Annotated in this window: 26 protein-coding genes and 1 tRNA gene; 11 read left to right on the top strand and 16 right to left on the bottom strand. The window is 65.3% G+C overall.

The window, feature by feature from the left end; genetic code table 11:
• The first annotated feature begins 1 nt into the window (after position 1).
• Complete coding sequence (locus OEJ37_RS10525) at positions 2-865, top strand: MBL fold metallo-hydrolase (protein ID WP_174417494.1); 864 nt, start codon at positions 2-4, stop codon at positions 863-865.
• 152 nt (positions 866-1,017) lie between these two features.
• Here the strand turns inward: OEJ37_RS10525 and OEJ37_RS10530 are convergent, their stop codons facing one another.
• Together OEJ37_RS10530 and OEJ37_RS10535 are read right to left on the bottom strand one after the other, a co-directional pair.
• Positions 1,018-1,305 carry a DUF1488 domain-containing protein gene (locus tag OEJ37_RS10530; RefSeq protein ID WP_034180648.1) on the bottom strand — a complete coding sequence of 96 codons (288 nt, stop codon included), beginning with the start codon at positions 1,303-1,305 and terminating at the stop codon, positions 1,018-1,020.
• A 239-nt stretch (positions 1,306-1,544) separates the two neighbouring features.
• On the bottom strand, positions 1,545-1,820 hold the full coding sequence (locus tag OEJ37_RS10535) for a DUF2964 domain-containing protein (RefSeq protein ID WP_317891528.1): 276 nt from the start codon (positions 1,818-1,820) through the stop codon (positions 1,545-1,547).
• 347 nt (positions 1,821-2,167) lie between these two features.
• On the opposite strand from OEJ37_RS10535, the gene OEJ37_RS10540 reads away from it, so the two are divergent.
• From OEJ37_RS10540 to OEJ37_RS10575, 8 genes are all read left to right on the top strand, one after another.
• A complete protein-coding gene (locus OEJ37_RS10540; RefSeq protein ID WP_175944196.1) occupies positions 2,168-4,072 on the top strand; it encodes a sigma-54-dependent Fis family transcriptional regulator in 1,905 nt (634 codons plus the stop codon).
• 82 nt (positions 4,073-4,154) lie between these two features.
• Entirely contained in the window at positions 4,155-4,457 is a 303-nt protein-coding gene (locus OEJ37_RS10545) for a 2Fe-2S iron-sulfur cluster-binding protein (protein WP_152856787.1), read from the top strand.
• Positions 4,458-4,662: 205 nt separating this feature from the next.
• The gene (locus OEJ37_RS10550) at positions 4,663-5,040 is read left to right on the top strand and encodes a DUF2946 domain-containing protein (RefSeq protein WP_175918427.1); all 378 of its coding nucleotides are present in this window, start codon (positions 4,663-4,665) and stop codon (positions 5,038-5,040) included.
• Positions 5,041-5,130: 90 nt separating this feature from the next.
• A complete protein-coding gene (locus OEJ37_RS10555) occupies positions 5,131-5,346 on the top strand; it encodes a hypothetical protein (RefSeq protein WP_263344220.1) in 216 nt (71 codons plus the stop codon).
• Positions 5,343-5,708: a copper resistance protein CopC gene (locus OEJ37_RS10560; RefSeq protein ID WP_174417497.1), complete on the top strand. Its 366-nt coding sequence runs from the start codon at positions 5,343-5,345 to the stop codon at positions 5,706-5,708. The genes OEJ37_RS10555 and OEJ37_RS10560 overlap by 4 nt, the downstream gene beginning before the upstream one ends.
• 83 nt (positions 5,709-5,791) lie before the next feature.
• Complete coding sequence (locus OEJ37_RS10565; protein WP_174417498.1) at positions 5,792-6,238, top strand: copper chaperone PCu(A)C; 447 nt, start codon at positions 5,792-5,794, stop codon at positions 6,236-6,238.
• Between the two features lie 39 nt (positions 6,239-6,277).
• Positions 6,278-6,451, top strand: a complete 174-nt coding sequence (locus OEJ37_RS10570; RefSeq protein ID WP_175944190.1) for a hypothetical protein — start codon at positions 6,278-6,280, stop codon at positions 6,449-6,451.
• A 92-nt stretch (positions 6,452-6,543) separates the two neighbouring features.
• A complete protein-coding gene (locus tag OEJ37_RS10575; protein ID WP_263344221.1) occupies positions 6,544-7,029 on the top strand; it encodes a LysE family translocator in 486 nt (161 codons plus the stop codon).
• A gap of 48 nt (positions 7,030-7,077) precedes the next feature.
• On the opposite strand, the gene OEJ37_RS10580 is transcribed toward OEJ37_RS10575, so the two are convergent.
• Positions 7,078-8,403, bottom strand: a complete 1,326-nt coding sequence (locus OEJ37_RS10580) for a protein kinase (protein WP_263344223.1) — start codon at positions 8,401-8,403, stop codon at positions 7,078-7,080.
• Between the two features lie 146 nt (positions 8,404-8,549).
• Here OEJ37_RS10580 and OEJ37_RS10585 point away from each other — a divergent pair.
• Positions 8,550-8,634 (top strand) — tRNA-Leu (locus OEJ37_RS10585).
• Between the two features lie 207 nt (positions 8,635-8,841).
• On the opposite strand, the gene OEJ37_RS10590 is transcribed toward OEJ37_RS10585, so the two are convergent.
• The 3 genes from OEJ37_RS10590 to OEJ37_RS10600 form a co-directional block, all read right to left on the bottom strand.
• A complete protein-coding gene (locus OEJ37_RS10590) occupies positions 8,842-9,123 on the bottom strand; it encodes a YciI family protein (protein ID WP_263344224.1) in 282 nt (93 codons plus the stop codon).
• 170 nt (positions 9,124-9,293) lie between these two features.
• On the bottom strand, positions 9,294-10,424 hold the full coding sequence (gene opgC, locus OEJ37_RS10595; protein ID WP_263344226.1) for an OpgC domain-containing protein: 1,131 nt from the start codon (positions 10,422-10,424) through the stop codon (positions 9,294-9,296).
• 79 nt (positions 10,425-10,503) lie between these two features.
• Positions 10,504-11,295, bottom strand: coding sequence for an alpha/beta fold hydrolase (locus OEJ37_RS10600; protein WP_263344227.1), 792 nt, complete (start codon positions 11,293-11,295; stop codon positions 10,504-10,506).
• 290 nt (positions 11,296-11,585) lie between these two features.
• Between OEJ37_RS10600 and OEJ37_RS10605 the strand changes: the two genes are divergently transcribed.
• On the top strand, positions 11,586-12,455 hold the full coding sequence (locus OEJ37_RS10605; protein WP_174417505.1) for a helix-turn-helix domain-containing protein: 870 nt from the start codon (positions 11,586-11,588) through the stop codon (positions 12,453-12,455).
• Between the two features lie 51 nt (positions 12,456-12,506).
• Here the strand turns inward: OEJ37_RS10605 and OEJ37_RS10610 are convergent, their stop codons facing one another.
• The 10 genes from OEJ37_RS10610 to OEJ37_RS10655 all read right to left on the bottom strand — a co-directional run bounded on the left by OEJ37_RS10610 (position 12,507) and on the right by OEJ37_RS10655 (position 24,065).
• Positions 12,507-13,439, bottom strand: coding sequence for a fumarylacetoacetate hydrolase family protein (locus OEJ37_RS10610; RefSeq protein ID WP_174417506.1), 933 nt, complete (start codon positions 13,437-13,439; stop codon positions 12,507-12,509).
• A gap of 48 nt (positions 13,440-13,487) precedes the next feature.
• Positions 13,488-14,750 carry an MFS transporter gene (locus tag OEJ37_RS10615; RefSeq protein ID WP_317891531.1) on the bottom strand — a complete coding sequence of 421 codons (1,263 nt, stop codon included), beginning with the start codon at positions 14,748-14,750 and terminating at the stop codon, positions 13,488-13,490.
• A gap of 134 nt (positions 14,751-14,884) precedes the next feature.
• Positions 14,885-16,072: an acetamidase/formamidase family protein gene (locus tag OEJ37_RS10620; protein ID WP_263344229.1), complete on the bottom strand. Its 1,188-nt coding sequence runs from the start codon at positions 16,070-16,072 to the stop codon at positions 14,885-14,887.
• A 48-nt stretch (positions 16,073-16,120) separates the two neighbouring features.
• Positions 16,121-16,672 (bottom strand): GlcG/HbpS family heme-binding protein, encoded by a 552-nt coding sequence (locus OEJ37_RS10625; protein ID WP_263344230.1) that lies wholly within the window; start codon positions 16,670-16,672, stop codon positions 16,121-16,123.
• 186 nt (positions 16,673-16,858) lie between these two features.
• On the bottom strand, positions 16,859-17,989 hold the full coding sequence (locus OEJ37_RS10630) for a YncE family protein (protein WP_263344231.1): 1,131 nt from the start codon (positions 17,987-17,989) through the stop codon (positions 16,859-16,861).
• A gap of 102 nt (positions 17,990-18,091) precedes the next feature.
• The gene (locus OEJ37_RS10635) at positions 18,092-19,195 is read right to left on the bottom strand and encodes a porin (RefSeq protein WP_175944168.1); all 1,104 of its coding nucleotides are present in this window, start codon (positions 19,193-19,195) and stop codon (positions 18,092-18,094) included.
• A gap of 276 nt (positions 19,196-19,471) precedes the next feature.
• The gene (locus tag OEJ37_RS10640; protein WP_263344233.1) at positions 19,472-20,479 is read right to left on the bottom strand and encodes an ABC transporter permease; all 1,008 of its coding nucleotides are present in this window, start codon (positions 20,477-20,479) and stop codon (positions 19,472-19,474) included.
• On the bottom strand, positions 20,476-21,456 hold the full coding sequence (locus OEJ37_RS10645; RefSeq protein WP_263344234.1) for an ABC transporter permease: 981 nt from the start codon (positions 21,454-21,456) through the stop codon (positions 20,476-20,478). The genes OEJ37_RS10640 and OEJ37_RS10645 overlap by 4 nt, the downstream gene beginning before the upstream one ends.
• Positions 21,457-21,458: 2 nt before the next feature.
• Positions 21,459-22,964 (bottom strand): sugar ABC transporter ATP-binding protein, encoded by a 1,506-nt coding sequence (locus OEJ37_RS10650; RefSeq protein ID WP_208457646.1) that lies wholly within the window; start codon positions 22,962-22,964, stop codon positions 21,459-21,461.
• A 90-nt stretch (positions 22,965-23,054) separates the two neighbouring features.
• Entirely contained in the window at positions 23,055-24,065 is a 1,011-nt protein-coding gene (locus tag OEJ37_RS10655) for a sugar ABC transporter substrate-binding protein (protein ID WP_263344236.1), read from the bottom strand.
• Positions 24,066-24,127 lie beyond the last annotated feature (62 nt).

Consider the following 24,127-nt stretch of genomic DNA (forward strand, 5'->3'; position numbering starts at 1 on the left):
CATGAGCGAACCTCTTCCCTGCTTCCCGTTCCCGTGCCGCCGGATCGGCGATTTCACGGTCACCGCGATCAGCGACGGCACGCTGACGGTCGGCCTCGACCTGCTTTCGAACATCGCGCTCGACGACGCGACCGGCATCATGCACCAGACGGGCATCCACACGCCGTCCAGCGTGAACATCAACTGTTATGTGATACGCGGGAACGGCCGCACCGTGCTTGTCGATGCCGGCGCCGGCGGCATCCGGAACTGGGGCGGCCATTTGATTCCATCGCTGTCGCGAGCCGGCGTCGATACGCGCGACATCGACACGATCCTGCTGACGCACGCGCATCCGGACCACATCGGCGGCCTGCTCGACGCGAGCGGGCAGCCGACCTTTCCGGATGCGGAGGTGGTCATTCACGAACGGGAACGCGCGTTCTGGCTGGACGATGAATCGTACGATCGAGCGAATGAGCGAGCTCGCGTCAATTTCCGGATCGCGCGGCACACTTTCGACGTCTATCGGGCGAAGCTGCGCACCATCGAAGCAGGCGGCGTGCTGCCCGGCATCGCAGCCGTGCCGCTGCCGGGGCATACGCCCGGTCACACCGGCTATCGCGTCGAATCGCGTGGCGAGTGCCTGCTGATCTGGGGCGATCTCGTGCATTTCGCGCCGATTCAGGTGGCTCGCCCGGACGTCTCGATCGCGTTCGATCACGATCCGTCGCAGGCGTTTGCGACGCGCGCGGCAACACTCGCCGAGGCCGCTTCGGACAACCTGCTGATTGCGGGAATGCACCTCGCCGAAACCGGCTTCGCACGCATCGCGCGAACGAACGGCGAAACAGGGGGCGCATATGCGCTCACCGCGGCGGACTGAGCGAAACGGAACAACGGGCACGCCATCGCGCCGCACGACGATCGGATCGGCCGCGCATCAGGCGGCGTCAGCGTGCGGTCGAACGAGCATGCGCCGATACGACACGGGCGCCGGTATTCGGCGCCCGCTCCGTCGCTGTCCGGTCGTCCGGTTCAGCGCCAGTTCGCCTCGTAGAAGCGAACGTAACCGCTGCGCAGCGTCACGCATTGCGCGCGCGTCTCCGACAGCAGGCGCCGTGCGGCCGCCTCGATGCGATCGCGGTGCTGGTCGAATGCGCCGACCATGTCCTCGAAGCGCGGCGATGCCGCGCCGAAGTGGTCTTCCAGCGCCTCGGCGGTGATCTGACATTGGACGCGCTCGCCATTGACCAGCGCCGTGAACCCAAGCATCAGGTCACGCCCCGAATATTCAGGCTTCTCGTTCGTGAAATGGATCTGCATGAAGCCGCCTCGACCGGTAGAACACGAATGACCGCGTCCGTCGTCCGCTACCGGCCGGACGAAATCTACGCGGGCTCGCCAGCAGCGGCACCGTCCGCGGGGTATGGCGCGGACAATGCATGCCGGTTGCTTTCCACTTTAGACGGTTTCGCGCAGGAGACAAATTTTCCGGCGTGCGTCGTTCCGACGCGCATTTCATCAGATCAGCGCGGCATCCGGCACCGTTTCGGAAACGGACGTCAGTGCGGATCGGTGGGCCAGACGTTGAGCGCGATCGCGGCCGTCGTGACGCCCACCGCAATCGCGGCCGCCCCGTATCGCACCGCATCGTTCAGATCGAACAGCAGCCCGTGGATCGCCACGGCAATGCCGCCCAGCATGATGAAGGTGGCGATGGCCGCCAGCACGACTCTCAGTTCCGTCCGAACCATGATGCGTCTCCCGAACGGATGCATGTCACGTCGCATGCATGTTGCAATGCGGAACACGGCGCGTGCGTGCTCCGTTTCCATCATTGCATGCGGGCATTTAAAAGCAAGTGGATTTTGTCCGCAGTCGCGCATCGCACGTGGCGCTTGTATGATGATGCGTACCCGGATGGTCGGCCTTCGTGCCCGATGGTGCGCCGCAAGCGGAATGTGGAATTCGTCAGGGGTTTCGGCGATAAGGATTCGGCAAGTACCGAGGCACGGGATTGGCCGATCGAGGAGCATGGGGCCCGAGTAAGCGCTGAAGCGCTGACCGAGGCCGACCGCGAAGCATGGGACCACAGTAAGTGCTGAAGCGCTAACTGGGACCGACCGCGAAGCATGGGGTCCCAGTAAGCGCTGAAGCGCTAACTGGGACCGACAGGAGACAAGTCATGCCGCAACCCTTCGTGCTGCCCGCCACCGCGGGTCGCACCGACCTGCTCGCGCAGGCGCATGCGCGTTCGACCGCGGTCGGCCTGCGCGCAGACGAGCGCCCCGATTTCTCGCCGCTGTCGCGCATCGCGCTGCGCGAACTGCTCGATACGAATCACGCACTGTTCTCGCACGCCCGCCCGGTGATGGAGAACCTCCACGCGCAAATCGCCGATACGCAAAGCCTCGTGCTGCTGACCGACGCCGACGGCGTGATCCTGCACAGCATCGGCGACGCGGACTTCATCGAGAAAGCCAACCGCGTCGCGCTGTGCACCGGCGTCTCGTGGGCCGAAGGCGCGCGCGGCACCAACGCGATCGGCACCGCGCTCGCATCGGGCCAGGCCGTCGCGGTGCACGGCTCGGAACACTTCCTGCGCGCCAATCACATCCTCACCTGCTCGTGCGCGCCGATCTTCGATCCGTTCGGCCGCACGCTCGGCACGCTCGACGTCAGCGGCGACCCGCACGGCTCGAGCCCGCATACGCTCGCGCTCGTGCGGATGTCCGCGCAGCTGATCGAGAACCACCTGTTCGCGAACCAGTGTGCGGAAGCACTGCGGCTGCGCTTTCACGCGCACGAGGATTGCGTCGACTCGCTGTTCGCGGGGCTCGTCGCGTTCGGCCCCGACGGCGGGCTGATCGCCGCGAACCGCAGCGCACAATTCCAGCTCGGCGCACCGTTCGATGCATTGCAGCATCAAGGCTGCGACGCGCTGTTCGGCATGCGTTTCGGCCAGCTCGCGCAGCAGGCGGCGCGCGCGCCCGGCGCGACGTTCCGTCTCACGCTGTCGACCGGCGTACGCGTACTCGCGCGCTGCGAATTCGCGGACGCGCAGCGCACAGCCGTCGCCGTCACGCCGCCCGCACCGGCAGCGCGCATGCGTGCGCCGGACCCCGACGCGATCACGTTCGCGACGCTCGACACCGGCGACACGCGCATGGCCGCCGTGCTCGAACGCGTCGCGAAGATCCGCGGGCGCGACCTGCCGCTGCTGATCCTCGGCCAGACCGGCACCGGCAAGGAATGGCTCGCCCGCGCGCTGCACCACGCGTCGCCTCGCGCGGACGGCCCGTTCGTCGCGGTCAACTGCGCGGCGCTGCCCGATTCGCTGATCGAGGCCGAACTGTTCGGTTATGAGGACGGCGCGTTCACGGGCGCGCGCAAGCGCGGCAGCCCCGGCAAGATCGCGCAGGCCGACGGCGGCACGCTGTTTCTCGACGAAATCGGCGACATGCCGCTCGCACAGCAGGTCAGGCTGATGCGCGTGCTGCAGGAACGCGCGGTGATGCCGCTCGGCGGCGCACGCGCGGTGCCGGTCGACGTGCGCGTGGTCTGCGCAACCCATCGCGACCTGCGCGCGATGATCGCGGAAGGCACGTTCCGCGAAGACCTGTTCTATCGGATCAACGGGCTCGCGGTCACGCTGCCGGCGCTCGCCGCGCGTACCGACCTGCCCGCGCTAGTGGACCGGATTCTCTCGCGGCTCGCCCGCAGCGAGCCGATGCCGCGCCGCATCGCGGCCGACGTGCTCGACGCGTTCACGCGCCATCGCTGGCCCGGCAACCTGCGGCAGATGACCAACGTGCTGCGCACCGCCGGCATGCTCGCCGAGGACGAAGCCGAAATCACGCTCGCGCATCTGCCCGACGATTTCTGGCTCGACTGCGACGATGCGCCGGCGGCACCCGCTGCAGCGGCCGCGACAGCTCCGGCCGACCCGCGCGAAGGAACGACGCTGCAAAGCCATCAGGCCGCGGTGATCGACGCGGTGCTCGCGCGGCACGGCGGCAACGTGTCGGCGGCCGCGCGCGAGCTCGGCCTCGCACGCAATACCGTGTACCGGTACCTGCGCCGGCACTGACACCCACGGCCGGCGGGCGCCGGCCGCAAGCGGCTTCGGGTATGCTTGGCGCGTTGCCGCCGAACCGCCGCCTGTTTCAACCATGACCGATCCCGAACACCCTCCCCTCGTACGCATCGAGCCGCTCGGCGCGACCTTCGATGCGCCCGATTCGCTGACGGTGCTCGAGGCCGCCGCGTTCGCGCGCGTGTCGCTGCCGCGCTCGTGCCGCAACGGCACGTGCCGAAGCTGCCTTTGCCGGATCGTCAGCGGCAGCGTACGCTACACGATCGAATGGCCGGGGCTGAGTCGCGAGGAGAAGGCCGACGGCTATACGCTGCCGTGCGTGGCCGTCGCGACGTCGGACCTCGTGCTCGACGTACCCGACGCGGTCATGCTCGACTAGACGCGGCGTGCGGCCGCACACCGTCCTGCAACGGGTGATCGTGTGACACGAGCGATCAGGGCCTGGCTGCGCAGATGATGCCGATCACGAAATGTCCGGCGAAGCACGCACAGCGTGCCGCGATGCCGCACGCCGCTGCCGACATGCGGATCGACGTGCGTGGCATAATCCGCACCATCGTCGCCCATACGCCGCCGCGCATCGCATGCTGAGTCGTCGTCTCCGGAAGATCGGCAGTCTGATCGGGATGCTCGCCATCCTGATGACGGCGCTCGCGCCGACGATCTCGCAGGCGCTGACGACGCAAGGCCGCGTCGATGCATTGCTGGCCGGCTACTGCACGGCCGCGCCGGCCACCGGCGAGCGCTCCGCCGATTCGTCGTCGAAGAGCCTGCAGGCCCATCTCCAGGCATGCGGCTACTGCAGCCTGCTTGCCCATACGCCCGCACTGCCCGCGCCCGAACTGACGTTCGCGGCCAACGTGCGCGTCATCCAGCACCGCGAAGCAACCCGCTTCGACAGCCTGCGCCGCGCGCTGCCGCTCACGGCCGCGCAGCCGCGCGCCCCTCCGTTCGCGTCCTGAACCGTCGTCGTCACGCGTGATGCCGTAGCGCATCGCGCGATCCGCGCGCGCCACCGGCGTGCGTGACGTGTCACGTTTCGAAGGACGATCATGTGTCACCGTGTTGCGCGCGGCGTCGTGCCGCGCGTGCGGCTGGCCGCTTCCGGTTCGTACTGCTGCGCCGATCTTCGCTCGCATGCGAACGTCCGGCCGCACGCGTTCGTGCCGACCGCAGCCGGCATCGGTGCCGCTGCGATTCGGCTCGCGCATCCGTCCGTCGAATCCGTGTATCTCCATCCGATTCGCCACTCGCACAACCAGCCATGAAAACCGCCACTTTCGTTCGCGGCGCACTCGCCGCACTCGGCTTCGTCGCCATCCAGGCCGCCCACGCCCACGCGCTCCCGAAGACGCAGGAACCAGCCGCCAACGCCACGCTTTCGAGCGCGCCGCACGCGGTCACGATCGATTTCAGCGAAGCGCTCGAGCCGGCCTTCAGCTCGATCGCCGTCACCGACAGCCACGGGCAGTCGGTCGCCGACGGGAAATCGGCCGTCGACGCCGGCAACCGGAAGCGGATGCACGTCGCGCTGGCCAACCTGACGGCCGGCACGTACACGGTCGCGTGGGTCGCGGCAGCCCGCGACGGTCATCGCACGAAAGGCGGCTACACGTTCACGCTGAAGTGATGCACGCGATGCGCATCGGCATGCCGCACCGATCGCATTGCCCTCGACGCCCCACGCAGCACACCCGATAAGGAGAACAAACGATGAAACGCTCGATTCCGACCAGCCTGCTCTTCGCGCTGCTGGCGCTGCAAGCCCCTGCCACGTTCGCCGCACCGGCCGTGCAGGCCGACAACTGCTGGATCCGCGCGATGCCGGCGACGGTGCCGTCGTCCGGTTACTTCACACTGAAGAACAACGGCGATGCGCCCGCCACGCTGACAGGCATCGACACCCCCGCGTACGGGATGGCGATGGTGCATGAAACGCAGACGAACGGCAGCACCGCGAAGATGGTTCACGTCGACGCGGTCGAGGTGCCCGCGCACGGCACCGTGACGTTCAAGCCGAAGAGCTATCACGTGATGCTGGAGCAACCGCGCCAGCCCGTCGCGCCCGGCGCGAAGGTGCCGTTCCGGCTGCATTTCGCGGACGGCTCGACGGTGTCCGTGACCTGCGACGCGAAGGCGCCGTCGTATACCGGCCAGTAATCAGTAACGTTGCATGCGCAACCACCGATGGAGACGAACATGAAGAACCGCCTGTCGCTGGCCGACCTGATCGTCCGCTACCGGACGCCACTGAATGTCGCCGTGCTGATCGCCTGCGGGTTATGGGCCGCGTGGATCGCGTGGATGACGCGGCCCGCCGCGATCGATACGCCGCCGTCGATCCCCGCGTACTGCATGCGCGACGCGCGCTGACGCACCGCGCCGGTTCCGACGGGTGCTTGCGCCATTTTGGCGTGGCATCATCGCTTCACCCCGACCGCCGGAACCGCCTCTCGGAGCGACGCATGTCCATTCAGACCTGGATCTTGTTTGCCGCAGCCTATCTCGCCACGACGCTGTCGCCGGGGCCCAACGTGCTGCTCGTCATCCGCAACACGGTGCGCTACGGCTCGCACGGCACCGCCGCGACCATCGCGGGCAACCTCGTCGCGCAGGGCGTGGTCGTGCTGCTCGTCGCGCTCGGCGTCGGCGCCGTGCTCGCCGCGATGCCACCGCTGTTCGTGTCGGGCAGCAATCCGAAGACGATGATCTTCCTGTCGGCGTTCATGCCGCAGTTCGTCGTGCACGACCGCCCGCTCGCGCTGCAGTTCGTCGTGATGTACGCGACGATCGCATGCACCGTCGTGGTCGTTCACAGCGTGTATTCGGCCGGCGTGCGCCGATTTCATCGCGGCTTCGGCATGAGCCGCGCGGTGCGCACGCTCAAGCGCGCCAGCGGGCTGCTGTTCGTCGGGCTCGGGATCAAGCTGCTGACTGCGCGGCAGGCTTAAGCGTACGCACGCCGGGCAACGGACGCCCCGGCGGGCAACCCTTCCCCGTCAGACCTTCCACGCGGCCAGCGCGTCGACGATCCCGTCGAACGACGGCCGGGTGTCGATGTCCTCGCTCACGCAAGCCATCGCGAGCGCTTCCAGGTCACGCGCCCTGCCCCATGTGTGCGGCGCGCAGTGCGCGAGCAGTTCGCCGAGCAGATGGCCGAACGCGCGGACTTCCAGCCGTTCGAGCCGGGCGCCATGCTGCGCGTCGCTCGTGTCGTAGAACGATGCCGCACCGAAATCGCCCAGCAGCGCGCCGCCTTCACCGTCGTGCAGGATGTTGTGCGCATACAGGTCGCCATGCATGATGCCGCGCGCGTGCAGATGGCATGCGGCCGACGCGATGCCGTGCGCGATCCGCACGGCCTCTTCCGGCTCGAATCGCGCATCGGCCGCATACACGTCGCGCGTGCAGGTTGCGAAGCTCGGCGGCCCGGCAAGGTTCGCGAGCGCCGGGTCGACCAGTTCCATCACGAGGCCGTGCGTGCCGTCCGGATGACCGCGCACCTTGCCGATCACCGGGATCACGTTCGGGTGGCGGCCGGCGTGCAGGCATGCGGCCATTTCACAGTCGGGCAGCCCGTCGCTCGTCACCGTGCCCTTGAACAGCTTGACCGCGACCGCGCGCGGCGCATGACCGTCCGCCTGCCATTGCGCGCGGTAAATGACGCCCGACGCGCCTTCGCCCAGCTTCTGCTCGCACGAGAGCGACGCCCAGTCGACGTCCGCGACCTCCGGCCCGGCCGACGCCGCGACTTCCGGCGCGGCGCTGAACGGATTGCCGGAGTATGCAAGCCACGCGAGGCGCGGCAGGCGCGTTAACCAGTCGGGCAATTCGTCCAGCCGATTCGCCGACAGGCGCACCAGTTCGAGCGCACGGCACGCGGCCATTTCGGCCGGCAGCGCGCGCAGCCGGTTGCCGGCGAGCATCAGCTTCTGCAATCGCGAGCAGTCGCCGATCTCGGCGGGCAGCGCATCGATTTCGTTGTCGGTAAGAATCAGCCAGCGCAGCGCGCGCGGCAGCGATCCGCGCGGCACCGTGCGGATCCGGTTCGCCTTGAAGCCGATCATGTCGAGTTGCGCACACGCGCCGAGCACGTCGGGGAAGGTGGTGAAGCGGTTGCCGGACGCGAACAGGATGCGCAGGCGATGCAGCCGCGACAGGTCGTCCGGCAGCGCGGTGAGCGCATTGCCGGACAGGTCGAGCACTTCGAGCGTGTCGGCCAGATCGAAAATCTCGCGCGGAAATTCGGTCAGCCCGCACGCGAGCTTGAGTTGCCGGGCGCCCGACAGTTGTCCGGCCTGCAGTTGTTCGAGAGTGGTGGTCACTGGGAGAAAGCGGGTTGCGGTTGCGATGGTCGTCGGACCGGTCGACCGAATTCTACCGGGATCGCCTTCGCGCGCACCGCAATCGTGTCATACCCCCTTCACAAACGCGCAATGTGACGCTAGAATTGCGCCCCTTGTAGTGCAGTGCCGACGTGGTGAAATTGGTAGACACGCTATCTTGAGGGGGTAGTGGCGAAAGCTGTGCGAGTTCGAGTCTCGCCGTCGGCACCAGATGCGGTTTCTCCGCGTTTCGAGCATTTTCAAAAACCCGCGACAGCGCATGCCCTCGCGGGTTTTTTGTTCTCGTCATGTTCCATGTCCCGCAGTGGAACAACTGCAACGGACCGGGCCGGCAATACTGCGCAAGAGACGGCCCGCATCTGCCTGTGCCCGCTCACGGCGGCGTAACCCGGATCCGATGGACCGCGCGACAACGCATCAATGCTCGTCTGCCCTGTTCAGGAAAAGCCGGATGTCGACCGTCTTCCAGATGCGTTCCGTGTTGAACGGGTCTTCATGTACGAGTCGCCTCACTGCGTCGATATCGTCCGCTTCATAGAGAAACAGGCTCCCGCCCACCGAGCCGTCCGGATCGATGAGCGGCCCGGCAATCCGCGCCTTCAACGGTGAAGCCAGCAACCGCGCCTTATGCGCTGCAAAATGAGTCTGTCGACGCTCCGCCATACCCGGGTGATCGACGCAATATACGATGAAGAGCATGTTCCTTCCTTAAGGGACGCGAGCCACCGACGGCAGTGCCCCCGGAAATCAGGGAGGCCCGCTCCACCCGCCTCCGTCGAATGGCGCACATCGGATGACGTGTCCAGATTCTCGTTCACAGGACTATACGGCTCGCATCTCAGGGGGCGTTGACCGAAGGATGCGCCCGCTTACCAGATCGTCCGCATTTCGTCGTCCGCGCCCATCGTCCCGGCAGTGCGGGAAACCGCGGCGCGACGCCTGCACCTGCGCGCCACCGCGGCAGTGCCGACCAGTACCGCGAATACGAGCACGTCGCCTGCCAGTCCCATGAAGAACGGAACGCGATGGGGTTCGCTCGCTCTCAACGCGGTGTCGATCAGGAGCGAGGCGACCGCACCCACGACAAAGCAGGCGACTCCCTGCTGGCCGACGTTCACGATGAAACGCGAGCGATGCGCAACACCACGCAACCAGCCACGATGCATCATGACCGCAACCGGCCACGCGATCACGGCAAAACCGATGACACGTATCGACGCGAGATTCTGTTTCATGACGCCAGGCATCGGCTGCGGCTGAAGCGCGAGCTTCGTCACCGCAAAAGCCAAGGCAATACAGATCGAGATACGTGTCAGCCACGCTCCCGTCCGGGACGCATGGAAAGCCGCAGGCACCGGATGCAATCGCACGAGCATCCCGGATACGAACATCAACTGCCATGCAAACGGATTGAATCCCCAGCCGTTTCCACTCGCACTGGGCAGCATCGGGCCAAGCAGCGGCGCGAGGAGCCATGTTGCGAGACTGACAAGCGATGTGACGACAGGCATGCCCCGCGCGTAAGGCGCGACGATACTCACGCATAACGCAAACAATGCATACATCGGCAATACCGCGGCGAGATACGGCTGATGCCGGAAGATCGCGATTTCGCCGGCCATCGCCAACGGCTGCCTCGCAAAGAGCGGCCATTCGGTTTGCGCGATCATCGGCGTGTGAAGATGGAGTGTCGTCATCAGCGCTCCACATCCGAGCATCAGACCGGCCGTGACGAGATAGGCCCGGTAGATCTGTTCGCTGCGCCTGACAAACCTGACCCGCGCCGCATCGTGGCCATGCTTCGCCTCAATGGCGCCGTAGCCGGCGGCGGACGCGTAACCTGCCAGGAACACGAATACTTCCGCCGCATCGCAGAAGGCATAACCATGCAACGTGAACTTCGCCAATGCACTGCCCGACACGTGATCGATGGCGATCACGATCAGCACGACCCCGCGAATAAAATCGACCTCGATGGATCGACAAACGCCTGATCTCATTCGGATTCCTCTGTTTAAGCCTGACATCTGACGAATACGCGAGTAGAGCCGCGTCGTCAGCGGGAAGGAATCGATGCGATCAGCGCCCGTAGCGCAACAGGAAATCCCTCAGCTTCGGATTGACATCGTGAGCGTGGGTCAGGTTCGGCGTGTGTCCGGCACCGGCCACACTGACCAGTCCTTTTGAGTTCGGCAGCCTTTCGGCAAGTGCCTCGCCGCAACGGAGCGGGATGGCTGCATCGGCATCGCCATGGAATACGATCGACGCATGAGTGATCTCGCCGAGCCGCGGCGTAACATCGTCGCGCGCCGTCAGCGCATCGACCGGGTATTCGAAGTTTTCGCGCGGCATTCTCAGCCACTTCTCGATCCACGCCGACGCGGGATAGTCGGCACCGAGCAAGAACCCGGCGAGGTGCGCGGCGACATTCGCTGCCCCGTTACGCGCCCACTCCGTCTTGAGTTCCTCGAACGAGCCGGTCACCGATGCGTCGTCGAGATCGCTCCGCGTCGCGATAAGCGCGAGCGCGCGGAACCTGGCGGGTTCGAGCATCGCCGCGCGCATCGACACGAAACCGCCCTGCGACATCCCTACCAGCGAAGCCGATGCAATTTCAAGGTGATCGAGCAGCGCGATCAGGTCGCGTGCCGAATCCCAGTAGCTGAACGCCCGGTCGATCGGCCCCGTCGAGCCGAAGCCGCGTTGATCCCAGACGACACAACGAAATGTGTCGTTCAGCGCATCGACGTTGGGGCGAAACATTTCGCTATCCATCAGAAAGCCATGACTGAAAACGACCACCGGTGCTTCTTGCGGACCCGATTCCTCATAGGCGAAACGGATAGCTTCGCGTTCAAACCATGCCTTCATCCTCAGCCTCTCGTCAGCTCAGACCAATCGGGGCTGCGCCATGCAGCCCGCTCGCGTCACACTCTATCGTGCGCGTTGCATCGGCGATGGTCGGTTGAAGCGGCCACTTACCCGATCGTCCGGTTTTTTGTGGCGATGCGTGTCGAGCGTTGCGCAAGCAACATCTGCGATCTTCCCCGGATTGACGTGCCGCCGGGCATTTGATTAAGTAGACGGCTTATGCGGACGTTCAAGCGACGCCTCATTATCGCGATAGCGCTCCAGCCGCGGCGATACCGGAGAAGGTTGAAATGGTGCTAGCAGCAATGGAATCGGAAAAGCCGGTATGGATACTGCAAGGCGAATTCGGCCGTGCCACGGTGAACTTCATCAGCCGGCCGCTTGTCGCGCATGCGCACTCGCAGTACCAGTTCCTGTTCAAGCTCGGCGGGAGCGACTGCGATTTCCGGATGGGTGCCGAGGAATGCACGCTCAGTGCGGACTCCGCCATCTGCCTGAATCCGTGGGTCGAACACGCAAAGTGCGCGAACAAGGACACGCCCTCGCTGATCCTGTCGCTCGTGATCGAAACGCCCTGGTTGCGCAAACGGCTCGGCCTGGCGGACGGCGGCCCGGCCGACATCTTCCCGCGCAGGATGGTTGTCGTGACGCCCGACGTGCAGCATCACGTCGACCGTTTGGCGGCCGCCATCACGAATCATCTCGTTGCGCAGGATGCCGGCTGCCTGCCGATCCTCGAGGATCTCGTCACGGCGCTCGGGCGCGATTTTGCCGATCCGGAGCTGACGACACGCATCGCACCGTCGACACGGCCGGTCGACTTCAGAATCCGGAAGGCGCTCGACTTCATCAAGCGCACGCCGTCCGAGAACATGACGGTCACGCAGGTCGCCTCCGAAGTCGGGCTGTCGAGGTCGCGTTTCTTCGAGCAATTCCGGCGCTGCATGGGCATCTCGCCGCAACACTTCATCGACTGGGTTCGAATGTCGCACGCCATCCGGCTGCTCGCGGAGAGTGACCGGCCGCTCGCCGACATCGCGGACGAGCTCGGCTTCGAAGAGCATAGCCACTTCACTCGCTTCTTCGCGCAGCACATGGGCGTGCCGCCGAGCGATTTTCGCCGGCATTCGGTCAAGCTCGATCTCGAGCGTCTCGACTGACCGGCGCGGTCGGTCTGCCGCAAGCGCGCGGATGCGCACATGCGGCGCAGGTCAGGCCAACAGGTCGGACGGATCGGCAATCACCGGATTTGCCAGCACGCCCAGCCCGTCGATCTCGATTTCGACCCAGTCGCCCGGGCGCATGTGCACGAGACCCGGCGTCGGAAACGGCCCGTACTGTCGCGACAGGTCATTCCCTTCCACGTCGTCCGGCTCCGGCTTCAGCGCGCCCGGCGTCCCCATCGCGATCAGGTCGCCGGGTCGCAACCGATAGCCGCGGCTCAGGTAGCTGACCGTGCGCGCGACGTCGATCAGCATGTCGTCGAGGGGCGCGCGCTGCCGGACGACGCCATTGATACGCGTGAGCACCGTGTGCTTCGCCGGGTCGCCGAACTCGTCCGACGTCATCAGCCATGGGCCGTAAGACCCCGACGCTTCGAAACATTTCCCGAGGCCGAATTGCCGGTTGTGCACCTGGTACTCGCGCACCGAGCCCTCATTGAGGCACGTGTAGCCGGCGACGTATTCGAGCGCGCGCTCGACGGGGATGTAGCGCCCCGGCTTGCCGATGATCACGCCAAGCTCGCCCTCGTAGTCGAATGCGCGTGCGACCGCTTCGGGCGGCGCGACGATCGGCTCACCCGCGCCGACGTACGACGCGGCCGTGCGCAGGAACAGATGCGGATAGTCGGGATTCGTTTGCAGGCCCGTCTCGGCGATATGGCTCTTGAAGTTCAGCGCGAGCGCCCACATCGCGTTCGGCCTGCCGAGGAACGGCTTCAGCGTCACGGACGCGAGCAGTCGATTGCCGGTCTTGCCGGTGGCCGATTCGCGCAGGCGTTCGAGCCCGCCGTTCATCTCGAGAATCTCGATCAGATTCGTCGGCAGATCCGGTGCGATTTCCGCGACGGGGACGAAATGCGTATCGCTGGTGACGACGCCGAGCGCTTGATGGCCCGCGTCCGAGTAAGCAATGATTTTCATGATTGAGCGTGATTCCGCAAGTTTCCAGGAAGACGTGTCGATAACGATTCAGTGCGCGGCCGGCGCGCCGCCGGCGGCCGGTTCGCGACTGGCCGCACGGCGGCCGACGATCGCCAGCACGCCGAGCGCAGCGATCGCGGCGATTGCCGGCACCACGGCGACGAGCACGATGTCGCGCGAATTCCAGCCTGTCGCGAGCAGCGCCCCGCCGATCGCAGGGCCGACGAACGAACCGATCCGCCCGATTGCATGCCCCCAGCCGACTCCGGTCGCGCGGATACCCGGCGGATAAAACGCGACCGCAAGCGCCGTCTGCCCCATGATTCCGTTCACAAGCCCCGCGCCGATCACGCCGATCGACAGCAGCACGGTCGACGGCGACAACGCGGCCTGACTCAGCGCCGCAATGCCGGCGATCACGCCGACGATCCCCACCGCCAGCGCCGACTTAACGCGCAACCTCCCCGAAACCGTCATCGCCGTCACCACAGCCGTCATCAGCAGGTTGCCGCTCAATCCGCCGACACTGAACGCGGCCATGCCGGCCGGTGCTCGATCGAGCGAAAAGCCGAACGAGAGGAGCATGGTCGGAAGCCAGAACAACAGTGCATAGACGTCCATGAAGATCAGGAACGAAAACAGCCACAGCACGCCGGTATAGCCCGCGCGTCCGTCAGCGAACAGCGCACGCACCGGGCTCGCCACCGGCTGCTCCGGATGCTGTGTATCCGTTGCCGTGGATGCGGGCGCGGGCAGGATCCGGAAAAACGCCGGCGCGACCGCGAACGGCAATACGCCGCCGATCAGGAACACCGACTGCCAGCCGAAGCGGTGCATCAGCGGGCCGCCGATCAGCCCCCCGGTCACGGCGCCGACCGACATCCCGGTCGTCACCAGCACCGACGCGGCCACCTTGTGCTTCGCGCCGATGATCGTCGCCGACGCGGTGATCGCGATCGGCAGCGCCGCACCCAGGCCGATCGCCGCCAGGACACGCAGCGCCGACAGCAGCGCCACGCTGCTTGCCGACGTCGTCAGCAGCGTACAGCCGCCGAACAGCGCGACGCTGGCCAGCCCGACCGCACGATGTCCGAAGCGATTGGCGAGCGAGCCCGTGACGATGAAGCCGATCGCCGCGCCGACATTCGTTGCGACGAAAACCGGCGTGAATGCAGCCGGTGCGAGATGCCAGTCCCGAGCCAGCGTCGGAACGACGAACGATATCGACGTCGTGTTGAAGCCGTCGAGCACGACGACGAGAAAGCAAACGAGCAGCGCGACTGCCCGGCTCATTCCGCCGACCGTCGGCATGCCGGCGTCGACTGCGGTATTTTGATCATTCAGTTTCACTACGCAACCTCCTGCGGCGCACGCGGTCCGGTTCGCCGCGAAGCGCGAACCCGGCCCGTGCGGCCGCCCGTTCCAAAGCCGAAAAAAACGTGCGCCTACGCGCGCACGGAATCCGACAGGCGCCGCAGCATCTCGGCGGAGAAAATTTTCTTCGGCACCATGCAGTGCACGCCTTTCGGCGGTTCCGTCTTGTAGACGGTGCCGGTCTGGCGCGCATACTGCGTGATCCGGAAGCTCCCGGCTACACTCAGGATGCCGTAGCAATCGACCGCCGCAATCCCGGTGGCCGACGACATCCAGCCGATCGTTTGACGAATGCACGAAACGAGTGCGTCGTCGAGGCTATTGGCGAAACCGAAGCCGATCCAGTGCTCCGGGGTCTCGGCCATCGGGCCGTTGAGCGACGATCGCTTGTGGAGCAGGAACTGGATCCGCATCTCCTCGAATGCGGATTCGATCGACGTCTGATCGACATTGCCCTCGCCCGATGCGCCCATCGAACCGCCCGTCCACACGCGTGCGCCGGCGACCTGCACGGGCAGGAATACCGACGTCCCGACGCCGAGCACGGCGCAGTCGAGATTGCCGCCGTAGCTACCGGCGAAGTTCGCGCTTGTCACGCGGTCACCGGGCGGCTGGGTGCCGAGATACGCCTGAAACGGCTTCAGCGGAATCTGCACGCCCGGTACGTACGACGCGTAAGTGCGCGCGTCGTCGAACTTCAGGTAACGAAGATACGGACCGAAATCGCCGGGCAGTGCGCCGACGCCCGGAGGCGCGGAGTTCCAGCCCCAGTCGATCGGTCGCATCTTCAGCATGCGGCATTCGACAACGTCACCGGGTTCAGCGCCCTCGATCTCCACGGGTCCGATCAACGAGAAGGCGCCGTTCGGATATTTCTTGCGGATAGGCTCGCGCTCCTTGAATCCCATCCCGTACTTCGCTTCATTGCCCCAGTTGGTCCACGTGCCGTCGTACCAGACCGTGTCACCGGACCGGATCGACGCCGCCGCCTCGGCATCCGGTGTCATTTGACCGACCTGCACTGTTTTCCACGACGGCACGAGCTTCACCGTTTTACCGCCCGGCAACACACGCATCGTGGCTGCGTGCGCCTTCGGGGCCGCCGTTTGCGCGCGTGCGACGCCGACGAAACCTGCGGCGATCGCGCCGAAGCCGAGCTTCAGCATGGTGCGGCGGCATTGCGCGGTTCCGTCCATCGTTACCGCACCGCTCGTCTCCATGTCACTTGCCGGGGTGTCGCCCGAGTGTTCCATTTTCATGTTGTGTCTCATACGTCTTCCAGACCTGGTTTTAAGGACAATGCGCGTTCAACGCGCGGATTGAGCGCCGAGCCCGGCGATCGCCTTCAGCACCACCTGATCGTCGGTCTCGGACGGCGCGCCGGCGGCGCCGATCGCGCCGAGCAGATGACCGTTCATGAACACGGGGAACGTGCCGCGGCCGGGCAGGAACGGCGCGTAATAACCGGCGCCGGACATGTTGCTGTACTCGGACGGATCGTCGCGGTAGCGATGTTCGAGCGTGACGCCGGATTGGCCGCCGAGCGCGACGGACGCGAATGCCTTGCCGCGTGCGAAGTCGATACTCGAAAACGACGCACCGTCCATCCGCACCGCGGCGAGCAGATGACCGCCGGGATCGACGACGGCGAAGCCCATCGCAAGGTGCCGTGCGTTGGCCTCGGCGATTGCGAGCGAGAGCAGTGCCTGCGTTTGTGCATAGCTCAGAACATAGGCCGGCATCGCGACGTTGCCGTGTGTGTCTTCGGCGAACGAAGCGTGCATCGCGCCGGCGAATCCGGCCCAAACGCCCACCAGCTTCAGCAACCACCGAACCCGTAACCTGAATGTCACTTCCATCTCCTGACTCCACTTCACCGCGTACGCCCGAGTCCCGGCATCTGTCCGGCCAAGCTGTATGGCTCGGCCATCCGGCCTCGCGATCTACCTTCGCGTCCGATATTCGGTGTCACGCAGCGGTAGGGAGCGATGCTCAAAAAATCCGCGGGAGCCCATCTCCCGCGGAAAATCACCGCACTGGAGCCCTTACTCCGTCGCGAACACCGCGACACCGGTTCCCGGGAACTGCGCGGACGAGCCGGCACCGTACGGAACGAAAACGTGATGCGACGCACTGTCGACTGCGACCGAATGCGAGAACTTGCCGGTCGGAACGATCGCGACGAGGCTGCGGGTGCTTGCGTCGATGATCCCGAGGGACGGGTCGAACTTCGCGTCCTTCGCACCAACCCGCGATACGTTGTCCGCCGAGTGGTGGCCGCCGGCCAGGAAGTAGCGATTCGAAACCATGTCGTAGGCCACCTCGTCGGCGCCGCCGAACGGGATTTGCGCGAGCGGCGTGCCGTTCGTCCGGTCGATGATCAGCGTCGTCTGCTTGCCGCCTTCGTCGGGATCGCAGCCGATCAGCGCATCGTTGCCCGGCCCGAGCGCGAGACCGCTCGGGCTTTCGCAGCCCTTGAGCTTGAACGCGGCCTGAACGGTCGGCTTGCCCTCGAGCACCGACTTCACCGGAATCAGGTCGACCTCGCCCTTGGGGTTGGCCTTCGTCCCGTCGTTGTTCAGCACGAAGTTGTCGTTCTTCGGGTCGAACTCGCACGCCTCGAGGCCGGTCGAATCCGCGAGCGGCATCTTCGCGATCACCGAATGCGTGTCGGTATTGATGAAGGTCACGAACGGGGGCTGCTCGGCACCGCTCGAGAACATCGCGACATGATGCTTGGGGGCGAGGCAGCCCTCGTCCGCACGAATGCCCGACGAGCTGACCTCGATGCGCTTGACGAGTTGCTTCGACGCGACGTCGATCACCTTGACGGCGTTCACGTCGCCCACATACACCAACGACGTGCCGGGAATCGGCAGCACGCCTGACGGGCCCGACTTTTCGTGCGTCGGACCGATACCCGCGAAATCGGCCTTGATCCGATCGCGGAGCTTCATCGTGGTCGCGTCGAATACGTCGAGTGTCCCGTTCGCACCGTCAGCGAGGTAGTAGTTGCCGTCCGACGCTGCGCTGATATCGAAACCGAACGGCTTTTCGCTCGTGACCGGAATGGTCGTAATCAACTTCGGGCCGCCACCAGCGGCATCGGCTCCCCACGCAACGGCAGCGGCGGCCGTCAGGCTCATCATTGCGAATGCGACATAGGCTTGTTTCATCTTTGACTCCTCCTGGTACTCATCGATAGACCCGGTACGAACCGGGACGCGAAGCTTTCGCGGTTTGCCGGCACCCTGTCGGCGAACCGCCGCTCGATATGGTCAGAACGTGTGTGCGAGGCCGACCCGGATGTCCGCCTGATGGCCGGTCGGCGCCGGCGCGAAGCTCGCGCCGATCACCGCATCCACGCCCGCGGATGCCTTCAGGTAATCGGACGACAAGTAGACCGTCGTGCGCTTCGACAGCGAATACAACGCCGCGGCGGTGACCTGATTCCACGCGTGCGCTTCGAAGCTCGTGTGCTGATAGCCGCCGACGAGCTGGAACGCGGGGGTCACCTGCCACGTCGCACCGCCTTCGTAGACGTTCATGACCGACTTCGCGTCCTGGAACTTCAACACCGTATTGGTGTAGTCCGCGTACAGCGTGACGTTGCCGATCGCGTACGAACCGCCGACACCGAGCGTGCCGAGCGAGCGGATCTGGAAAGACGGCGCCGTGTCGGTGACGCTGTCGCCCGACCCGGTCGCAACGGGAAGGCCGAAGAACGAATGCACACCGATCTGCGCGTATGGATCGATCGTCGGCGTTGCGACGAACGTGTACATCGTCGCGAGCGTCAGCGGCCCGTTCGTGTACTGCAAACCGGCGCTCCAGCCGCTGCCGTCGTGGAAGCTGCCGGGGGTATTGCTGAACCCGTACATCGCACCGAACTGGAATCCACCCCACGTCGGGCTCATGTACTTGATCGAGTTCGTCAGCCGATCGTTGTTCGTGCGGTCGAAATCGCCGAGGTGAATCGCATAGCCGCTGCCGGCAGAACTGACGTTGAGCGGCGCGAGGAATTCGGCGGTGAAGTCGAACTGCTTGCCCAGCGTGATCACGCCGTAGGGTGTCTGTACGCCGACATACGCCTGTTGCCCGAACAACGTATTGGGCTGATTCAACTGCCCGTTGTTCAGGTTGTACAGCGACGACAGCTTGAACACCGCCCGGTAACCGCCGCCCAGTTCCTCCGCACCCGACATGATCCAGAGGTTCGGGAACAACACGCCGCTGTCCATCTTGAAGTTGTGATGCCCGCCTTCGTTCGTCACGTAAGTCAGGCCGTTGTCGATCTTCCCGGAGAGCGTGATGCTGCTCTGTGCGAAAGCCGATCCGCTCAACACCACGCCGATCACTGCCGCGATCGCTGTTTTTTTCATCTCCACCACTGTCTTCCCCTCCATTTCAGTGTTTCGATACCGGATGCCTTCGAACGGAATGTCTTATTCAATCTGTATAACTAATCATTCCAATGGCCATTTCGGAAGTGAAAGGTAGCGAGAGCCGATTTGATTTCCCGCCTGAACCGGATCGCGCGATGCCGATCACCTGGAGTTCATGTTAAGGACACTTCGGTCGGTGACCGTCGCCGAAGAGTCCCGCCGCTTGTCAAATCGTCTCTTTGTTTTCGTCGGGCAGACCTTGCTTGCGGGCCGTCAGCCGACCCGCTCGGCATGCCGGCGCCCGAGCGCGTCGGTGAGCACCGCGATCAGGAGCACGACGCCGACGACCAGCGGCTGCAGGTTCGCATTGAGATTCAGCAGGTTCATCCCGTCGATGACGAGCGCCAGTGTCAGGCAGCCAAGCAGCGTGCCGAGCAAGGTGCCAGTTCCGCCGAAAAGCGAAGCACCGCCGATCAGGATCGCCGCGATCGCAGGCAGCAGGATCGGATCGCCCATCGCCGAATCGGCCGCATTCACGCGTGCGAGATAGACGACCGCGGTGATCCCTGCCATCAGGCCGCTGATCGTGTAGACCGCAATCCGGCGGCGGCGCACCGGAATCCCGGACAGCCTCGCAACTTCCGGATTCGCGCCGATCGCATAGATCTCGCGGCCGATGTTCAGGCGCGCGGTGACGACCGAGCCGACGACGAGCACGAGCAGCATCATGTAGACGGGAATCGGCACGCCCCACCAGAAGCCGGTACCGAGGGCACGAAAGCCGGCCGGGAAGCCGAAGATCTCGTTGCCGCCCATGTAGTGAAATGCGAGCCCCTGCACGACCCAGAGCATCCCGTAGGTCGCGAGGAACGGCGGTAGCCGCAAGAGCGTGACCGCCAATCCGTTCAGAAGCCCGATCGACGCACCGCATGACAACGCAATCGCGACGGCGAACCACGGGGACACACCTGCTTTCATCGCGCCCGCGGCCAGACACGCGGAAAGGGTGAGGTTCGCAGCGATGGACAGGTCGAACCCGCCCGACAGGATCACGATCGTGAGGCCGGACGCAAGCAGGAACATCAGACTGGCCTGCCGCAGCACATTCAACAGGTTTCCTGACGTAGCGAAACTGTCCGATGCGAACCCGAGCGCGATGGCAAGTGCACCGACAAACACCGCTCGATAGATCAGTGCGGTCGCGTCTTCGGACAAGCGACCACGATGCTCGAGGCCCATGACGCGCATCACGGCAAACGGAGATTGATTCCGGGTAGTCATGCTTGCGCTCCTGCGACGCGGGATTTGCGGACACTATCGATGACGACGACCGCGAGAACCAGCAAGCCGATCGTCACGACCTGCAGCGACGATTCGATGCCGACCAGGTTGAGTGCGTTGCGAAGCACGCCGATCGTCAACACGCCGATCGCCGTGCCGGGCAACCACCCTTCCCCGCGCTCGAACGACGTACCGCCGAGAACGACCGCGGCGATTGCGTCGAATTCCATGCCGATCGCCGCATTCGGCTCCGCCGCGTTCATCCGTCCGACGAGCAGGAGCGCAGCAAGGCCCGCGAACAGACCGCTCATCACGTAGATCGCGACGTGATAGAAGCTGGCGCGGACCCCCGCTAACGTGAGCGCGTCGCGGTTGCCGCCGATCGCGAACACGTATGCGCCGAACCGGGTGTGGTAGAGAAGCAGATGCGTGACGGCGTATGCCGCGAGCGCGCAGGCAATCGGGAACGGAACACCGAGTACCGACGACCCGTAAAGCGCACCGACAACAGGATTCGCGACGACAACCGCGTTGCCGTCGGTCATCACGAGCGCGACACCGTGCGCGACGCCGAGCGTGCCGAGGGTCACGACGAACGGTGGCAGCCCCAGTCGCGCGACGAGCGTACCGTTCAGCAAGCCGATCGCGATACCGACCGCCGCGGCCGCGCCGAGCGCGGCACCGATTCCTGCGCCGGCGCCGAGCAACTGCGCGAATACGACGCCGCAGAGGCTCAGCAGCGCACCGACCGACAGGTCGAGCCCCTCGCTCAGGATCACCAGGGTCATCGGCATCGCGATCATCACGAGGATCGAGACCTGAAGGCCGATGTCGACCAGATTCGCGCGCGACGCGAAACCCTGTACGCCGAAAGCCGCCGCCGCGACCAACGCGACGCTGGCCCACACGATCGAAGGCAGCGGCCGTTTGCGCCGCGCTGCCGGGTCCCCGCCATTACGTTTCGTTTCAACCGACATCGTCAACCTCCGTGCATTGCCAGACCCAGAATGCTTTGCTCGCTCAACTGTTCACGCTGCAGTTCGCCCGAAATCGCGCCGCCACGCATCACGTATGCGCGGTCGCAAACATGCACGATCTCAGACAGCTCCGAGCTGATCAGCAGGACGGCCGCGCCCTCCTCGACCAGCCGCTCGATCAGGTTGAAAATTTCGGTCTTCGCACCGATATCGATGCCGCGCGTCGGCTCGTCGAAGATGTACAGCCGACACTCGGCACTGAGCCACTTGCCGATCACGATCTTCTGCTGGTTGCCGCCGCTCAGGTTGCGCGCCCGCTTCGCCGGGTCGCCCGGTGCGATCCGCAGCATGTCGATCAAGTCGCGCGTCGCTCGCGTTGCACGGGCCGGGCGATACCAGCCCTTCGGGAACAGGTGCCACAGGCTCGACACGAGCAGGTTCTCGTGCACCGAGCGGCGCAGTGCGAGACCTTCCTGCTTGCGGTTTTCCGGAATCAGGCCGACGCCGCGTTTGACCACCTCGTGCGGGCCGCCCGACACCGTCTTGCCGAAAATCTCGATGCGGCCGCCCTGGATCGGGTCCGCGCCGATCACCGCGCGTGCGACCTCGGTCCGCCCGGCGCCGACCAGGCCCGACAACCCAACGATCTCGCCGCAGCGCACCTGCATGTCGACCCCGTTCACACCGGTCGACGTCGTCAGATCGCGCACGTCGAGCGCGATCTCGCCGCATGCGCCGAAATAACGGCGCTCATAGACCACGCCGACCTTGCGCCCGACCATCAGCGCGATCAACTGATCGGGGGTCGCTTCGCCTGCCGGCATCGAGGTAACGAGGCGGCCGTCGCGCAGGACGGTCACGCGATCGCCGAGATCGAACACTTCCTTCATCCGGTGCGAGATGTAGACGATCGCAACGCCTGCGTCGCGCAACCGATGCACGACCGTGAACAGCGCGTCGGCTTCCCGGTCCGAGATGGCCGCGGTCGGCTCGTCCATCACGAGCACGCGCGCGTCGTGCGACAGCGCTTTCGCGATCTCGACCATCTGCTGCTGCGCAACGCCCAGGTCCGCCGCATGGGCGCGCGTGTCGTACGCGAGCCCGAGTTGCGCGAGCACGGCGGCCGCGTCCGAATGCATGCGCCGGTGATCGACGAGGCCGAAGCGGTTGCGAGGCTCGCGGCCGAGATAGATATTCTGCGCGATCGACAGATGCGGCACGAGCGAGAATTCCTGGAATATCACCGCGATGCCCAGGCGCTTCGCGTCAGCCGGCGATTCGATCACGACCGGCATGCCGTCGTATCGGATCTCGCCGCTATCGGCACGGTAAGCGCCGAACAACACCTTCATCAGCGACGATTTCCCGGCACCGTTCTCGCCGAGCAACATGTGTACCTCGCCGGGATACAACGTGAGGTCGACGTCGGTCAGCGCAGCCACGCCAGGAAAATTCTTGCAGATCTTGCGCAATTCGAGACGCGGAACGCGCCCGGTCGAAGTTTCCATACTCATCTCCACGGTGCTGTTCGGTAAACAGCCGCGCGTTACGCGACAGCCGGGCGCCGTACCGCGCTACGGCCCGCCCGGCCGCGCACGTCACTTGCTGGCCACGTCGCTCCACGCCGGGCATTGACGCTGATCGCCCGGTAGCTCGAACGGTGCGTAGTTCGTCTTGTCGATCACGATGCCCTTGATCAGCACCGTATCGGGCACGGGTTCTTTCCGCAGCGCGCGGACCGCGGCCATCGTCGCGATGCAGCCCATCTTGAAGCCGTTGAATTCGGCGGTCGCAAGCAAGCGCCCTTCCTTGATCGCCTTGACCGACTCCGGCACGCCGCCGATGCCGACGACCTTCACCTGTTTCTGGCCCGCCGCCTCGAGGGCTTCGATCGCGCCCATCGCCATCACGTCGGCGGCCGCCAGCACGCCGTCGATCTTCGGATTCGACTGGATCAGGTTCTCCATCACCTGAAGCGCCTGCAACCGCTGATAATTCGCCGGCTGCGACGCCAGCAGGTGAACGTCCGGGAATTCCTGAAGGGCCTTCCTGAACCCGCGCACGCGCTCGTCGCTCGTCGTCGAGCCTTTAACGCCTTCGAGGATCACGACATTGCCCTTGCCGCCGAGGCTCTTGAACAGATACCGCGCAACGTCGAGACCGAGGTTGTAGTCGTCCGCGACGACGACCGACGAAAACTTGCCGCCCGCCACGCGATCGTTGTAGTTGACGACCGGAATGCCGATCGTGTTGATCTTCTGGATCGCGGGCACGACGCCGTGCGGATTCACGCCCATGAACAGCACGGCGTTCGGCTTCTTCACGCCAACGTCTTCCAGCTCGCTCAGTTGCTCGCCGAGGTCGTTCGGGCGGGTCGGCACGTAGTGCGTGACCGACACGCCGAGCTGCTTCGCCTCGGCGTTGACGCCGGCGCGAACGAGCGCGAAATGCGGATCGACCTGGTTCTTGTAGAAAGCGGCGATCGTCTCGCTTGCCGCAAGCGCGCTCGCGCCATGGAAGATGCCGATCGCCGCCGCAGACGCGGCGACGATGCACATCGCGGCCCGTCTGCGTGCCGGCGGCCGTTCGGGTTTAGGGTTCGTCTCCATCCACTGGCTCCTGTACGTCGTTCACATTGGCCACGCCGCCTTCCGGCATGGCATCCTGGGCA

It is taken from the genome of Burkholderia sp. BKH01 (assembly GCF_025685725.1).
In the GTDB taxonomy this organism is placed as follows: domain Bacteria; phylum Pseudomonadota; class Gammaproteobacteria; order Burkholderiales; family Burkholderiaceae; genus Burkholderia; species Burkholderia pyrrocinia_C.

Bases quoted from the DNA above. Each gene is read 5' to 3' on its own strand.
- OEJ37_RS10525 (WP_174417494.1), top strand. From the start codon at position 2: ATGAGCGAACCTCTTCCCTGCTTCCCGTTCCCGTGCCGCCGGATCGGC.
- OEJ37_RS10530 (WP_034180648.1), bottom strand. From the start codon at position 1,305: ATGCAGATCCATTTCACGAACGAGAAGCCTGAATATTCGGGGCGTGAC.
- OEJ37_RS10535 (WP_317891528.1), bottom strand. From the start codon at position 1,820: ATGATGGAAACGGAGCACGCACGCGCCGTGTTCCGCATTGCAACATGC.
- OEJ37_RS10540 (WP_175944196.1), top strand. From the start codon at position 2,168: ATGCCGCAACCCTTCGTGCTGCCCGCCACCGCGGGTCGCACCGACCTG.
- OEJ37_RS10545 (WP_152856787.1), top strand. From the start codon at position 4,155: ATGACCGATCCCGAACACCCTCCCCTCGTACGCATCGAGCCGCTCGGC.
- OEJ37_RS10550 (WP_175918427.1), top strand. From the start codon at position 4,663: ATGCTGAGTCGTCGTCTCCGGAAGATCGGCAGTCTGATCGGGATGCTC.
- OEJ37_RS10555 (WP_263344220.1), top strand. From the start codon at position 5,131: ATGTGTCACCGTGTTGCGCGCGGCGTCGTGCCGCGCGTGCGGCTGGCC.
- OEJ37_RS10560 (WP_174417497.1), top strand. From the start codon at position 5,343: ATGAAAACCGCCACTTTCGTTCGCGGCGCACTCGCCGCACTCGGCTTC.
- OEJ37_RS10565 (WP_174417498.1), top strand. From the start codon at position 5,792: ATGAAACGCTCGATTCCGACCAGCCTGCTCTTCGCGCTGCTGGCGCTG.
- OEJ37_RS10570 (WP_175944190.1), top strand. From the start codon at position 6,278: ATGAAGAACCGCCTGTCGCTGGCCGACCTGATCGTCCGCTACCGGACG.
- OEJ37_RS10575 (WP_263344221.1), top strand. From the start codon at position 6,544: ATGTCCATTCAGACCTGGATCTTGTTTGCCGCAGCCTATCTCGCCACG.
- OEJ37_RS10590 (WP_263344224.1), bottom strand. From the start codon at position 9,123: ATGCTCTTCATCGTATATTGCGTCGATCACCCGGGTATGGCGGAGCGT.
- opgC (WP_263344226.1), bottom strand. From the start codon at position 10,424: ATGAGATCAGGCGTTTGTCGATCCATCGAGGTCGATTTTATTCGCGGG.
- OEJ37_RS10600 (WP_263344227.1), bottom strand. From the start codon at position 11,295: ATGAAGGCATGGTTTGAACGCGAAGCTATCCGTTTCGCCTATGAGGAA.
- OEJ37_RS10605 (WP_174417505.1), top strand. From the start codon at position 11,586: ATGGTGCTAGCAGCAATGGAATCGGAAAAGCCGGTATGGATACTGCAA.
- OEJ37_RS10610 (WP_174417506.1), bottom strand. From the start codon at position 13,439: ATGAAAATCATTGCTTACTCGGACGCGGGCCATCAAGCGCTCGGCGTC.
- OEJ37_RS10615 (WP_317891531.1), bottom strand. From the start codon at position 14,750: ATGCCGACGGTCGGCGGAATGAGCCGGGCAGTCGCGCTGCTCGTTTGC.
- OEJ37_RS10620 (WP_263344229.1), bottom strand. From the start codon at position 16,072: ATGAAAATGGAACACTCGGGCGACACCCCGGCAAGTGACATGGAGACG.
- OEJ37_RS10625 (WP_263344230.1), bottom strand. From the start codon at position 16,672: ATGGAAGTGACATTCAGGTTACGGGTTCGGTGGTTGCTGAAGCTGGTG.
- OEJ37_RS10630 (WP_263344231.1), bottom strand. From the start codon at position 17,989: ATGAAACAAGCCTATGTCGCATTCGCAATGATGAGCCTGACGGCCGCC.
- OEJ37_RS10635 (WP_175944168.1), bottom strand. From the start codon at position 19,195: ATGAAAAAAACAGCGATCGCGGCAGTGATCGGCGTGGTGTTGAGCGGA.
- OEJ37_RS10640 (WP_263344233.1), bottom strand. From the start codon at position 20,479: ATGACTACCCGGAATCAATCTCCGTTTGCCGTGATGCGCGTCATGGGC.
- OEJ37_RS10645 (WP_263344234.1), bottom strand. From the start codon at position 21,456: ATGTCGGTTGAAACGAAACGTAATGGCGGGGACCCGGCAGCGCGGCGC.
- OEJ37_RS10650 (WP_208457646.1), bottom strand. From the start codon at position 22,964: ATGGAAACTTCGACCGGGCGCGTTCCGCGTCTCGAATTGCGCAAGATC.
- OEJ37_RS10655 (WP_263344236.1), bottom strand. From the start codon at position 24,065: ATGGAGACGAACCCTAAACCCGAACGGCCGCCGGCACGCAGACGGGCC.